This window comes from Brevundimonas diminuta ATCC 11568 (assembly GCF_000204035.1).
Lineage (GTDB): Bacteria > Pseudomonadota > Alphaproteobacteria > Caulobacterales > Caulobacteraceae > Brevundimonas > Brevundimonas diminuta.
The window spans coordinates 1,078,153-1,091,163 of the sequence record NZ_GL883086.1; the positions used below are offsets into that span (position 1 = coordinate 1,078,153).

Here is a 13,011-nt window from a genome sequence, read left to right on the forward strand (position 1 = left end):
CCTCCGAGGCGGAACGCGCCCGCCACGTCAATCCAGGCTCGCCACGACGGCGATCAACTCATCCACCGACGCTTCATCCGTCGCCCAGGAGCAGACGAACCGCACAGAACCATCGTCGAATTGATAGCAGGCCCAACCCGCAGCGTTCAGCGCTTGATGCGCCTCATCCGGCATCCGCACAAAGACAGTGTTCGATTCCACCGGGTGGGCCAGTACGAAGGGCGTCCGCCCCTCGATGCCGTCGGCCAGGCGCTGCGCCATCAGATTGGCGTGGGCGGCCCCCGTCAGCCAATCGCCGGATTCCAGAAGTCCCAGCATCGGCGCAGCCAGCAACCGCCCCTTGGACGCCGTCTGCCCCGCCTGCTTCAGCCGGTTGTCGATCCGGCGCGTCAGCGTCTTGTCGAAGATCACCAGGGCCTCGACGCAGTGCGCGCCCGCCTTGGCCCCGCCGAACGACAGCACATCGACGCCCAGGCGCGGAATGTCCTTAGGATCGAAGCCCGCCGCCACAGCGTTAGCCAGCCGCGCGCCGTCCATGTGCACGCCCAGGCCCGCCCGCTTTGACGGTTCGATCAAGTGGCGAAGTTCTTCTTCGGAATAGACGGCGCCGTATTCGGTCGTCTGCGTCACACTGAGCGCCGCCGGCGGTTGACGATGCCCGACCACCGGCTCTTCCAGCGCGGCGTAGAGCGCGGCGAGGTCGATCTTGCCCGAATAGCCCGGCAGGCCGATCAAGCCGACGCCCTGGCCGAAGAATCCAGGCGCCCCCGTCTCGTCTGTACAGACGTGGGCCGCATGATGCGCCAGCACCGCCTCATAGGGTCGCGCCAACATCGACAGGCCGATGGCGTTGGCCGCAGTGCCGCTGAAGACGAAACGCACCTCGGCGTCGGCGTCCAGCGTCTGGCGGATCAAATCGGCGGCGCGCGCCGAGGTTTCGTCCGCGCCATAAGCCCGCGCAAACCCGGCGTTGGCAGCGACCAAGGCCTGAAGCGCCGAGGGCGCCATGCCCGTCGTATTGTCGGAACCGAAATCAAAACGCACGGCTCATTCTCTCCCTTGGTCCGAGGCCTCGCCCTGGACCGCACTGTCCTGGATCGGGGCCATGACGACCCGCGCGAACTTGGCGTCCTTCGCCGGCACCTCGACTTGGTGCGGGAAGGGAATCTCGATGCCGGCTTCGTCCAGGGCTTCCTTGCCCGACTGCATCAGATCGGCCTGGGTCTGCCACCAGTCGCTAGTGTTCACCCAGGCGTGCAGAGTGATCTCGACCGCGCTGTCCAGCAGGGCCGTCACCCCGGTCCAGGGCGCAGGATCCTTCAGCACCTTGTCGTGAAGCCGCGCCACCGCCGCCAGCACGTCGCGCGCCTCCTTCAGATTCTCGCCGTAGCCGACGGTGAACTTGATCTCGATCCGGCGCGTCCGCTGGCCCGTCAGGTTGATGATGACGTCGCTCAGCACCTTGGAGTTCGGAATGACGATCTTGTGGTTGTTGGCGTTCGTCAGTTGGGTGGTGAACAGGTCCAGCTTCTGCACCGTGCCCGAGGCGCCGCCCACATCGATGACCTCGCCGACGCGATAGGGGCGCAGGACCAGCAGCATCACCCCCGCCGCCACGTTCGACAGCGTGCCCTGCAACGCCAGGCCGACCGCCAGGGAGGCGGCACCCAAAACGGCGATGATGGAGGTCGTCTGCACGCCCAGCCGCTGCAGCACGGCGATCATGCCGATGATGATGACCACCACCCGCACGATCTGAACCATAAAGGCCAGCACCGTCGGATCGCGCCTAACGGCCTTGGTGCGGCCCAGCAGCTTGCGCGCAGCCCCCGACGCCCAGCGCGCCGCCACCAAGGTCAGGGCGAAGATGATCGCCGCCACCGTCAGGTTGATGGCGAAATCGCCCAGCATATCCATGGCCTTGGCCAGGATGGTCGCGTCGACGGTCAACCTCTGCTCGCCAGCGGCCACCACCTGAGCCAGGGGCTCGGCGAGGACGGCAGGGGTATGCAGGAAATTCATGAGCATGAGCCGGGTCTAACGCCTATGCAGCCGATTGGAAGCCCCGCCGGTCAAGCTTTTTCACCGGCGTTGACCCGCCCGCCGCCGCGTTCGATGGCGTCCAGCAGGTCCAGAACGGAGTCCAGGGCGTCGGCCTCCCGCGCTGGCTTGTCCCAGCGGATGCGGCTGACGCGCGGAAAGCGCATGGCCACCCCCGACTTGTGCCGCGTGGAGCGCTGCAATCCCTCGAAGGCGATCTCCAGCACCAGGCCGAAATCACGCTCGGCGCGGACGGCGCGAACAGGGCCGAAGCGATCCGTCGTGTGATCGCGGACGAACTTGTCGATCTGCTTCAACTCTTCGTCGGTGAAGCCGAAATAGGCCTTGCCGACGGGCGTCAGCGTCCCCTCCTTCGTCCAGACCCCGAAGGTGTAGTCAGAGTAGTAGCCGGAGCGTTTGCCATGCCCGCGCTGGGCGTACATCAACACGGCGTCAATGACGTGCGGATCGCGCTTCCACTTGAACCACGGCCCCTTGGGGCGACCCGCCACATAAAGGCTGTCACGACGCTTCAGCATCAACCCTTCGGCGGCGGCGCCCACAGGCGGATCGGCGCGCAAGGCCGCCAGATCGTCCCAATCTGTGAATTCCAGCAGAGGCGACAGGCCCAACCGCTCTCCGTCATGCTCGGCCGCCAGTCGCTCCAACCGCTCCCGCCGCTCGGTCAGGGGCAGTTGGCGCAGATCGGTCGCCCCTTCGGCCAACAAATCATAAGCCAAGATGCCCGCCGGATAGTCCTGAATTAGTCGGGCGCTCGCCGTCTTGCGGTTCAGCCGCTGTTGCAGGTCGCCGAAGGGCGCCACCACTCCGTCGCGGATCACCAGCAGCTCGCCGTCCACCGCTCCCTCAAAGCGCAACCCCGCCGCCACATCGGGAAAGGCGGCTGAAATCTCGTCGCCCGTGCGGGAATAGAGGCGCGTCTGACCGCCCTCGCGCACCGCCTGGACGCGAATGCCGTCCCACTTCCATTCAGCGAAGAAATCAGCGGGGTCCAGGCGCGGCAGGTCCAGCCCTTCGTCCAGAGCCGTCGCCAGCATGACCGGGCGAAACCGGCCGGGCGCATCCGCGCTGGGCTGCTCCGCCCGCCCCTCCACCCAGGCGAACAGATTCTCATAGGGCGGCCTCAGGGCGTGCCAGATTTCCTCAATATCGCCGACGGTGATGGGCGGCAGGCTTTCCGTCGCCTCACGGCCATCCGGGCTGGGCGGGTCGATCACGGTCGCCGGACGCATCATGGCCACGGCTGTACGCGCCAGCCGCGCCGACAGACCGACCCGCAGCCCGCCCGTCACCAATTTCAGCAAGGCCCAACGCCCCTTGGGCTCAAGCGCGTCCAGCCAACCCTCAATCAGAGACGGCGCTTCCGCGCGATCGGCCCGCATAAGGGCGTCCACCACCTCGCCCAGCTCCGGCTCGCGATTGGCGCGGTGCATCGGATCGCGCGGCCAGATCAGCGCTGTCGTCTCCGCCAGATCGCCGACATAGTCATAGGACCAGCCGAACAAGACCGGGTCCACGCGCGCCTCTACCGCCTTGCGGATCATGGCGGGCTTGGCCGTGGCGAAGCTCAGATCGCCGGTCAACGCCGCCAAGGCCCAGCCACGATCGGGATCGGACGTCGCCTTCAGATAATCGCGTAGCAAAATCAGCTTCGCATTGCGCGAAGTCGTCAACGACAGGCGATCCAGCAGTTCGGCGAAGGGACGCAATCGGGCTCCAGCTCTTCAGGCGCCCCCGCACAACGGCCTAGAAGCCATAGGTTTCCCTAGACTTCCGCTTGCCGGATCAAGCGGCCGCCGCCTCGTTGTCCTGCTCCGCAAGGCGACGCAACGCGGCTCGCCCGCCTTGAGCGTGGACCATCAGGGCTGAAAGACTTCGGAAATCGATCGGCTTGTTCAGATAGGCGTCAGCACCCGCCGCCAGACCCGCCTCATGGTCTTCGTTCCGCGCAGAGGCCGACAGGAAGATGATGGGCGTCTCAGCGTTGACGCCCCCGTCCTCGCGGATCAGGCGCGTCGCAGCCAGTCCATCCATGACCGGCATGTTGACGTCCATGATGATCAGGTCGAACCGTTGGTCGCGGGCGGCGTCCACCGCTTCCCGCCCATTCTCGGCCATGCTGGTGCGCCGTCCCGTGGACGCCATCCAAGCCTCAAGGATCATACGGTTGACGGGGTGGTCCTCCACCACCAGCACTTCCATGCCGTCGCCGGCAACGACGTCGCCTTCTGCGACGACCGCGGCCTCGGCGGCGCGCCAGGTCACCACTTCGCCTTCGACGGCAAAGGTGAAGGTCGATCCTTCGCCCAGACTCGAGGTCACGGAAATCTCTCCGCCCATGATGTTGGCCAGGCGACGCGAAATCGTCAGCCCCAGACCCGTTCCGCCGAACCGTCGCGTCGAGGACGCGTCCACCTGAGTAAAGGGCTGGAACAGTTGATCCATATCGTCGTCGGAAATACCCGAGCCGCTGTCGATCACGACGAACTCAAAGGCCACCCGACGTTCCGAGACACGACGCCCGCGTGTCACGAACCGCACCGCCCCCTGATCCGTGAACTTGACGGCGTTGGACAGAAGGTTCTGCACGACCTGACAGACGCGCAAAGGATCCCCCCGCACCACGGCAGGCACATCGCCCTCGAATTCCGCGATGAAATTCAGGCCCTTCGCTTCAGCCTGGGCTTCGAACGGGCCGACGATGCGACGATGCAAATCCTCCAGATTCACGTCCACCGCTTCGAAATTCATGCGCCCCGCCTCGATCTTCGTCATGTCGAGGATGTCGTTCAGCAGGCTCAGCAGATTGTCGCCGGAGTTGCGGATAATGGCCAGATACTCACGCTGCGCCCCTTCCAGCCGAGTGGCGCTGAGCAATTGCGCCGCGCCCAACACGCCGTTCATCGGCGTGCGCAACTCGTGGGAGATGACGCCCAGGAAGTTGGATTTCGCCTCATTGGCCGCATCGGCCTTGTCGCGGGCGGCTTCCAGTTCCTCGATCAGATGAGCCTGATGTTCCTGGAAGGCGCGGATGCGCTCCTCGCGCAGCATGGTCATCGTCACCAGAACGAACAGGCTGGCCGCAGTGAACGGCGCCAAGGCCACAAAGGGCCAGAAGACCGGATCGCCCAGCAGATTGACGGCGATGATCGCCGCCGCCGCGCCATAGGGGGAGGAGATCAAAATAGCTTGTCGCGGCGAATTCCGCAGTTGGGCGAAGACCAGCACATAGCCCGACATCAAAAAGGCGATAGCCAGTTCACGCCCGAACATCGACGACGAGAACCAGGCCAGCAGCGGCGCCACGGCCCAGACCGCCGTGGTGGCTGTGGCCACAGCCGGGAACACCAGGCCCCAGCCGCTGCCTGCTCTCTGGCTGACTCGCTTTTCGACTTCGCCGCGCAGGGCGCCCGCCGCCAGGGTGGCCACGAACCAGACCAGACCGTGCGCCAGGCCGACCGTCGCGATCAAGCCCAGCGCCCAGCTGACGATGATGAGATAGCGCAGATAGTGAGTCTGCAGGATGGCGGTCAGGGCCTGGGCCGCTTCGCCCGGCGCTTGCGCCCCTTCCATCCCCTTTGTGAACCCGTCAGATCCAACCATCGCGACGCCCCCGCCCGCTGCAAAATGCTTCGGGTGCGGACGCTAAGGGGAAAGGTTCTAAGACGATATGAATGCGGATAACTACGTAATCCGAATTTCTTGCACGTCTGTGGGTATCAAGATTGAGCTTCCTGCGGCGTCTGCGCACGGATCGAAAGCGCGTGAACAGGCCCGGCCAGCTCCGCCTGCAACACCGCGTTGACCGCCCGTTGGCGCTGCACGCGATTTTGCCCCGAGAAGGCCTCTGAAACGATGGTCAGCTGAAAATGGCTCTCGCCGTTGTCACGGCCGTCGATTCCGCCCTCGTGGTGATGACCCGCGTGTTTCCAGCTGTCGTCTTCCAGATCCAGGCGCACCGGGGCGAAGGCCGCAGTCAGTTTTTCGCGCATAACCGTCGCGATCGGGCCGTCAGACATGGGAACTCCTTGAAGCTGTCCAATTCGGCCTTACACTTCGGGTGATGTCTGCGTCTTTTCAATACAAGCCTCGCTTCACCGACATTCGGGTGAAGCCGCCGCGTCCCGACGAGGAACAGGAAGCGGCGGAGGATGTCCTGCGTCTCAAGCCGGGCGAGAAACCCTGCGACTGGGCCGACTGCACGCGTCCGGCCACGGCGCGCGCGCCGAAGTCGCGTGAGCAACTCAACGAGTTCTACAACTTCTGCCAGGTGCACGCGGGCCAGTACAACAAGAGCTGGAACTTCTACGCGGGCATGAACGAGGGCCAGATTCGCGCCGCTCAGGAAAACGAGGCCATGACCGGCGGCCGCCCCACCTGGCAAATGAAGGCAGGCCCGCAGACGCGCGAGGCCGCCGCCTTCGCTGCGAAGTTCGGCACGGCCAATAACTCAGGCGCCGGTTCGTGGCGCGACAGCTTCGGCCTGTTCGGTCGCAGGGTGAACGGCGACGCCCCCGTCCAGAACGATCCCCATCATGGAATGGGACGCCTTGAACGCACCGCCCTGGCCGACCTTGGCCTGGAGCCCGGCGCCGACAAGGCGGCCATCAAGGCTCGCTATCACGAGATGCTCAAGCGCTTTCACCCCGACACCAACGGCGGCGACCGTGGCGCGGAAGCCAAGCTTCAGAGCGTCATCAAGGCCTGGAAAACCTTGAAAAAGGCCGGGCACGCCTGAGCGATCGCAACAGACCGCCTTCACCCGGCAAGGCGTCAACGCGGATCATGGCCTGACCGACGGCCGAGGAATCCCAGATTTCCGCAAAGACCTCGGCCCCGGATTCGTCCAGCATCATGCGCTGTGTTTCCTGAATCGCCTCGGTGAAGCTGTCGGCCTCCAAGGGGAACATCTGAGGCGTCCTTCCGGGCGCATCATAAACATAGCAAAAATATTGCGTGTGCGTTTCCATGTCCTCTCCCCCGACGGGAGCGATGCCTAATTATTAACACCCTCTTGCCGATTTCCCGAATCACAGAACCGTTGTTTCTGACGGGCGTTGCCTCCGTGTCATCCCCCATTTGATCCCCAGGCTGGGGATAAGGAGTCCACAGATGGAAGTCTTGTACCGCGCCCACGCCACAGCATCCGGCGGAGGTCGCGACGAAGGCCGATCGGCCACTGACGACGGCAAGATCGACGTGCGCCTGTCCGTTCCCACCGAAATGGGCGGCAAGGGCGGCGATGGAACCAACCCAGAGCAGCTTTTCGCCACGGGTTACGCCGCTTGCTACCTCGGCGCCCTGCGGCTGGTCTCAGGCAAGGCAGGCACGCCGGTCGGCCCGGACACCAAGGTCGCGGCCGGGATCGGTTTCGGCAAGAACACGCGCGGCGAAGGCTTCAATCTCGACGTAACCCTGCGGGTGTCGGACCATGGCCTGGATAGCGCGGTGATCAACGATCTGATCCAGAAGGCGCACCAGGTCTGCCCCTATTCCAACGCCACGCGCGGCAACGTCGACGTGGACCTGTCGGCGGAATAGAGCGACCGGCCCAGGGCGAATAATCCATCCGGCCCCTCGCGCGTGTTGAGCCGCGCGCGCGAGGGCGCTAGGTGGATGGCCATGACCTCTCCGCTCGACGCCTCCCCCGATCCGCTCGTCATCCTTGAACCGCACCGCAAGGTCACGCTGAAGGAAGCGTTCGGCATCGACTCCGACATGGTCGTGCCCGCCTTCGAAACGCGCGACAGCCACGTGCCCGAGATCGACGAATCCTATCGCTTCGATCCCCAGACGACTCTCGCCATCTGCGCGGGCTTCGCCTACGACCGCCGCGTGATGGTTCAGGGCTATCACGGCACCGGCAAGTCGACCCACATCGAGCAGGTCGCCGCCCGCCTGAACTGGCCCATGGTTCGCGTCAACCTGGACGCCCACGTCAGCCGCATCGACCTGATCGGCAAGGACGCCATCGTCCTGAAGGAAGGCAAGCAGATCACCGAATTCCGCGAGGGCATCCTGCCGTGGTCGCTGCAGCGCCCGGTCGCCCTGGTGTTCGACGAATATGACGCGGGCCGTCCAGACGTCATGTTCGTGATCCAGCGTGTACTGGAGGCTCAAGGCCGCCTGACCCTGCTGGACCAGAACCGCGTCATTCGTCCGAACAAGTGGTTCCGCCTGTTCGCCACCTCGAACACGGTCGGCCTGGGCGACACCACGGGCCTGTACCACGGCGCCCAGCAGATCAACCAGGCGCAGCTGGACCGCTGGAACATCGTCACGACGCTCAACTATCTCGACCACGACGTCGAGGCCGAGATCGTCGCCGCCAAGGTGCCGGAGTGGAACGACGCCGAGGGCAAGCGCCGCATCGCCGCCATGGTCCGCGTCGCCGACATGACCCGCAACGCTTTCATGAACGGCGACATCTCGACCGTCATGTCGCCCCGCACGGTCATCACCTGGGCCCAGAACGCCATCATCTTTGGCGGCGACGTGGCCCTGAGCTTCCGCCTGACCTTCCTGAACAAGTGCGACGAACTGGAACGGCCGACCATCGCTGAGTTCTATCAGCGCGCCTTCGGCGAAGACCTGCCGGAATCCGCCACTCGGGTGAAGATCGGCTAAAGGGTTCCCTCTCGCGCAATTGAGAAGGCCGCCTTCCCGATCCGGAAGGCGGCCTTTTTCTTAGCGAAGCCCCGAGGCGAACATCCTCGGACGTGAACGCCGCACCAGCCACAGATTCACCGTGGCCGTCGCCAGCACCAGCGCCGCCACAGCCTGGTGCAGCACGCCGAGCGTCACCGGCACGGCATGGATAAGCGTCAGGACGCCCAGTCCCGCCTGCAGCCACAGCGCGCCCGCCAGAACCAGGGCCGAAGCGCCCAGCCCCTCGCCCAGGCGCCCGCGCAGGGCCTGGACCGCATAGAAGGTGCCCGCGAACAGCAGCACATAGGCGCCGATCCGGTGGTTCAGTTGCACCAGCCCCTGATCGTGCAGGAAGGCCAGCGCCCCCTGCCCCCACTCGACCGGCGGGAACAGGGCGCCGTTCATCATCGGCCAGTCGGTGTAGATCATGCCCGCCTTGGCCCCGGCCACCAGACCGCCGAGCAGGCACTGGAAGAAGACGCCGCCCAGCAGCAGGCCCGCGCCCCAGCTCCAGCCGCGCGGCGCGCGCGTGAAGTCCGAACCCGACCAGGCCTCTAGCCCCGTCCAGATCAGGCCGGCGAAGATCAGAAAGGCCAGGCCCAGGTGGGTCGTCAGCCGCTCCGGGGCCACATCGATGCGCTCAGCCAGGCCGCTGGACACCATCCACCAGCCGATCAGCCCCTGCAGGCCGCCCAGGGCCAGCAGGATCGCACAGCGACCGATCAGGCGCCGCGGAATGGCGCGGAAGGCCAGGAACAGGACGAAGGGCACGGCGAAGACCACGCCGATCAGACGGCCCAGCAAACGGTGCGCCCATTCCCACCAGAAGATGTACTGGAACTCCGCCATGCTCATGCCGGCGTTGACCTCGACGTACTGAGGAATGGCCTTGTACTTGTCGAAGGCTTCGACCCAGTCGGCGTGGTTCATCGGCGGCAGGGCGCCCATGATGGGCTTCCATTCCGTGATCGAAAGGCCCGAGCCGGTCAATCGCGTCGCGCCCCCGACCACCACCATGGCGAACACCAAGGTCGCGCAGAAAAACAGCCACAGCGCCACCGCGCGGCTGTGGTCCAATTCACCAAAACGCTTCATTCGACGCCTGCCGTTCGCCCCGATATGCTTGCCGCCTCTTTCACAGGCGGCGGAACCGAGGGATATGCCCCTCCCGCGAGGCAAGATCGAGTCGGTTTCTACGCCAAAGCGTCGCACAACATTCAAGGGGAGCGCCAAGCGGTGCAATATGTCGAGATCGCCATCGCCTTGGCCGGGGCCCTGGGCCTGGCCTGGATCGCCGACCTGCTGACCGGGCGGCGCGGCCTGGGCGGGACCATTCTGGTCGCCCTGGTCAGCGGCGCATGCGGCGCCTTCCTGGCCGTGCGGGTGTTCGCCGTGGCCACTCTGTCCGACTGGGAATGGCTGCCCTGGGCCTTTGCCGCCGTTGTCCTGGGCCTGGTCGCCTTCTTCCTGTTCCGGAGCAAGCGCTGATGCCTCCTCGCGCCCGCCGCTTCGTCGCCACCTTGACCGTCGTCTTCTTCCTGGCTTTCTGGGTGTGGGGCGCCGTGACCCTGCATGACCATCTGCCGGACGCCTGGTGGATCGACTTGATCTTCTTCGCCGTGGCGGGGATCGGCTGGGGCGTGCCGCTCATTCCCCTGCTGCGCTGGACCGAGCGCGAGCCTAAATAGGCTTTGGCTTCAGCCGTCATCGGGAGAAGAGAGCATGCCTCACAGGGAAACCCACCGGGTCGAGCGCATAGGCTGGCTCAGGGCGGCGGTGCTCGGCGCCAATGACGGCTTGGTTTCGACCGCGAGCCTGATCGTAGGGGTGGCGGCCGCGGCGTCCAGCCAAGGCGCAGTTCTGATCGCGGGGGTCGCGGGTCTGGCCGCCGGCGCCATGTCCATGGCCGCAGGCGAATACGTCTCAGTCAGTTCCCAATCCGACACTGAAAAGGCCGATCTCGCACGCGAAACTTCCGAACTGGCCAGGGATCACGAGGCCGAGGTGCGGGAATTGGCCGGGATCTACGCCGCTCGCGGCGTCACGCCCGATCTGGCGACAGAGGTCGCGAAACAGATGATGGCGCACGACGCTCTCGGCGCCCACGCCCGCGATGAGTTGGGCATATCCGAGATCACCACCGCCCGTCCTATCCAGGCGGCAATCACTTCGGCCGTGACCTTCTCGGCCGGAGCCGCCCTGCCCCTGGTCGTGGCCGCCTTGGCGCCCTTGGCCGGTCTGGCTCTATGGGTCGCAGGATCGGCGTTGCTAGGCCTGGCTCTGCTAGGAGCCTTGGGCGCAAAGGCCGGAGGCGCGCCCATCGGCCGCTCAGTCGCGCGCGTGGTCTTCTGGGGCGCGCTCGCCATGGGCATAACGGCAGGCGTCGGTCGCCTGTTCGGCGTCGTCGCCTAAAGCCACACCACAGTTCTCGAACGGCGCCGCACCCTCTACTTGCTTAAGCCTGCAAGGCGGCCCTTCAGCGGCGATGGGCGCCTTGGCAGCCGATCCGTTCGCATGAACCCGTTCAAGGTCGCTCGCGCAGATAGAGATACAGCGGCAGGGAAAGCGAGAGCCCGACCAGGCAGCTCGCTGGGAGCACAAGCCACCAGCGGCTGACATGGTTTCTGGACGCATCCCGCCAGGACCACACCAGGAAGACCGCTATCGAGATCAGGACGTCCGCGGAAAAGCCGCCGGCGGCGCCGTTCGCGAACAGGGACTTCAAGAACAACGGAACATCCGGCCCGTTCTCGAAAAAGAACGAGCCGAAGAACAGCCAAGGGACGATGGCGCCGATCACAGCCATAGCCAGATAGAAGCGTCTGACGATCACATCGCTCTCCCTTGCAATCAGAAGCGTCACCTTAGGCGTCAAACGGCCCTTCAAACCAGTCAGCATGTACGGGAACGCAATGCGGGAGAGGCCTAGTATTTCCGCCAAGATGACGCCGCGCCGCGTGAGATGATTACATGACGGCGCCTCAAGACGAGAGGCGAAGCGCCAGGCCCGGCGATCCCAACCGCTGCACAGCGTTCGGCGGGCCTGCCATCCCCGCGCCACGCCGTTTTTGGCGCGTGAACCGATAGATTCGGGCAAAAATTTGGCGCCTATGCAGTGCCGAAATGGAACCCAATTCTTAACAAACGGTTAACGCCAATGCCGACGGACTCGGGGATCATGAAATCTCCCCTGTCACGCGAATACAGTATGCAGGTAGCGTTGTTCAAGCAATTGTAAACAACCATCAAGGCTGAAGGCGATGACAGACGATCGCTTTTCTTATGCGCCGCAGAACGACGCCAAAACCACCAAGCGGATCGCCGTATCAGGCGGCGCCGGTTTTCTGGGATCGCATCTATGCGGGCGACTGGTTGACGCCGGCCATCATGTGACCTGCATTGATAATTTTCATACGGGTCGTCACGCGAACGTCGCTCATCTGATGAGTTCGGATCGCTTCCACCTGGTGGCGCAGGACATCAATGAGCCGCTGGACGACGCGCTGGGCCGGTTCGATCAGATCTACAATCTGGCCTGCCCTGCCTCCCCGGTTCACTACCAATATGATCGGGTGAAGACGGCCATGACCTGCTCGATCGGCACGCTGAACCTGCTGAAGCGTGCGGCGGCGGACGGCGCACGCTTCTTTCAGGCCTCGACTTCGGAAATCTATGGCGATCCGGAAATCCACCCGCAGGTGGAGAGCTATCGCGGCAACGTCAACACCGTGGGACCGCGCTCTTGCTACGACGAGGGCAAGCGGTTCGCCGAGACCCTGGTGACGGACTTCGGGCAGCAGCACGGCCTGACCACGCGGATCGTGCGCATCTTCAACACCTACGGGCCGCGGATGCACCCGGACGACGGGCGGGTGGTGTCGAACTTCATCGTCCAGGCTCTGGTCGGCAACGACATCACCATCTACGGCACGGGCGAGCAGACGCGCTCCTTCTGCTTCGTTGACGACCTGATCGAAGGGTTCGTCCGCCTGATGGACACGGACGAGGATATCGACGGACCGGTCAACATCGGCAATCCGAGCGAGATCACGGTCAATGAGTTGGCTCATCAGGTCATCGCCCTGGCGGGGTCGCGCTCGCGATTGGTCTATCACCCGCTGCCGATCGACGATCCGCGCCGTCGCAAGCCCGATATCTCCAGGGCGCTGACCCACCTGCACTGGTCGCCCCAGGTGCCGCTGCAGGACGGGCTAAAACAGACCATCGCCTATTTCACCGCCGAGCTTCAGGGCGAGAGAGTCGCCCAGCGCGGCGCCGCCGCGTCGTGAGACGGCGGACCGA

15 protein-coding genes are annotated in these 13,011 nt (G+C 64.9%); 7 read left to right on the forward strand and 8 right to left on the reverse strand.

Annotated elements, in window-relative coordinates; all coding sequences use genetic code 11:
- Positions 1–27 precede the first annotated feature (27 nt).
- The 5 genes from BDIM_RS09075 to BDIM_RS09095 all read right to left on the reverse strand — a co-directional run bounded on the left by BDIM_RS09075 (position 28) and on the right by BDIM_RS09095 (position 6,080).
- Positions 28–1,044, reverse strand: a complete 1,017-nt coding sequence (locus tag BDIM_RS09075; protein WP_003165283.1) for a threonine aldolase family protein — start codon at positions 1,042–1,044, stop codon at positions 28–30.
- Between the two features lie 3 nt (positions 1,045–1,047).
- Positions 1,048–2,022 carry a mechanosensitive ion channel family protein gene (locus BDIM_RS09080; protein WP_003165284.1) on the reverse strand — a complete coding sequence of 325 codons (975 nt, stop codon included), beginning with the start codon at positions 2,020–2,022 and terminating at the stop codon, positions 1,048–1,050.
- A 50-nt stretch (positions 2,023–2,072) separates the two neighbouring features.
- The gene (locus BDIM_RS09085) at positions 2,073–3,770 is read right to left on the reverse strand and encodes a cisplatin damage response ATP-dependent DNA ligase (RefSeq protein ID WP_003165285.1); all 1,698 of its coding nucleotides are present in this window, start codon (positions 3,768–3,770) and stop codon (positions 2,073–2,075) included.
- A 76-nt stretch (positions 3,771–3,846) separates the two neighbouring features.
- The gene (locus BDIM_RS09090) at positions 3,847–5,634 is read right to left on the reverse strand and encodes a response regulator (RefSeq protein WP_003165286.1); all 1,788 of its coding nucleotides are present in this window, start codon (positions 5,632–5,634) and stop codon (positions 3,847–3,849) included.
- Positions 5,635–5,780: 146 nt separating this feature from the next.
- Entirely contained in the window at positions 5,781–6,080 is a 300-nt protein-coding gene (locus BDIM_RS09095; RefSeq protein ID WP_003165288.1) for a BolA family protein, read from the reverse strand.
- 44 nt (positions 6,081–6,124) lie between these two features.
- On the opposite strand from BDIM_RS09095, the gene BDIM_RS09100 reads away from it, so the two are divergent.
- Positions 6,125–6,799 carry a J domain-containing protein gene (locus tag BDIM_RS09100; RefSeq protein WP_003165289.1) on the forward strand — a complete coding sequence of 225 codons (675 nt, stop codon included), beginning with the start codon at positions 6,125–6,127 and terminating at the stop codon, positions 6,797–6,799.
- On the opposite strand, the gene BDIM_RS17560 is transcribed toward BDIM_RS09100, so the two are convergent.
- Positions 6,759–7,031 carry a hypothetical protein gene (locus BDIM_RS17560; protein ID WP_003165290.1) on the reverse strand — a complete coding sequence of 91 codons (273 nt, stop codon included), beginning with the start codon at positions 7,029–7,031 and terminating at the stop codon, positions 6,759–6,761. The two genes, BDIM_RS09100 and BDIM_RS17560, sit on opposite strands and share 41 nt — an antisense overlap.
- 142 nt (positions 7,032–7,173) lie before the next feature.
- On the opposite strand from BDIM_RS17560, the gene BDIM_RS09105 reads away from it, so the two are divergent.
- Complete coding sequence (locus BDIM_RS09105; RefSeq protein WP_003165291.1) at positions 7,174–7,602, forward strand: organic hydroperoxide resistance protein; 429 nt, start codon at positions 7,174–7,176, stop codon at positions 7,600–7,602.
- A gap of 75 nt (positions 7,603–7,677) precedes the next feature.
- A complete protein-coding gene (cobS, locus tag BDIM_RS09110) occupies positions 7,678–8,688 on the forward strand; it encodes a cobaltochelatase subunit CobS (protein WP_040345607.1) in 1,011 nt (336 codons plus the stop codon).
- A gap of 60 nt (positions 8,689–8,748) precedes the next feature.
- On the opposite strand, the gene BDIM_RS09115 is transcribed toward cobS, so the two are convergent.
- Complete coding sequence (locus BDIM_RS09115; RefSeq protein ID WP_003165293.1) at positions 8,749–9,804, reverse strand: COX15/CtaA family protein; 1,056 nt, start codon at positions 9,802–9,804, stop codon at positions 8,749–8,751.
- Between the two features lie 141 nt (positions 9,805–9,945).
- Here BDIM_RS09115 and BDIM_RS09120 point away from each other — a divergent pair, with 141 nt between their 5' ends.
- The 3 genes from BDIM_RS09120 to BDIM_RS09130 are packed head-to-tail and all read left to right on the forward strand — an operon-like array spanning position 9,946 to position 11,121.
- Complete coding sequence (locus tag BDIM_RS09120) at positions 9,946–10,197, forward strand: hypothetical protein (RefSeq protein WP_003165294.1); 252 nt, start codon at positions 9,946–9,948, stop codon at positions 10,195–10,197.
- Positions 10,197–10,397: a DUF2842 domain-containing protein gene (locus BDIM_RS09125; protein WP_003165295.1), complete on the forward strand. Its 201-nt coding sequence runs from the start codon at positions 10,197–10,199 to the stop codon at positions 10,395–10,397. Before BDIM_RS09120 ends, BDIM_RS09125 begins: the two co-directional genes overlap by 1 nt.
- Before the next feature lie 34 nt (positions 10,398–10,431).
- A complete protein-coding gene (locus tag BDIM_RS09130; RefSeq protein WP_003165296.1) occupies positions 10,432–11,121 on the forward strand; it encodes a VIT1/CCC1 transporter family protein in 690 nt (229 codons plus the stop codon).
- A gap of 112 nt (positions 11,122–11,233) precedes the next feature.
- Here BDIM_RS09130 and BDIM_RS09135 read toward each other — a convergent pair whose 3' ends face one another.
- Positions 11,234–11,806, reverse strand: coding sequence for a DUF2834 domain-containing protein (locus BDIM_RS09135; RefSeq protein ID WP_211205976.1), 573 nt, complete (start codon positions 11,804–11,806; stop codon positions 11,234–11,236).
- Positions 11,807–11,969: 163 nt separating this feature from the next.
- Here BDIM_RS09135 and BDIM_RS09140 point away from each other — a divergent pair, with 163 nt between their 5' ends.
- Complete coding sequence (locus tag BDIM_RS09140) at positions 11,970–12,998, forward strand: UDP-glucuronic acid decarboxylase family protein (RefSeq protein WP_046654134.1); 1,029 nt, start codon at positions 11,970–11,972, stop codon at positions 12,996–12,998.
- The last annotated feature ends 13 nt before the right edge of the window (positions 12,999–13,011 follow it).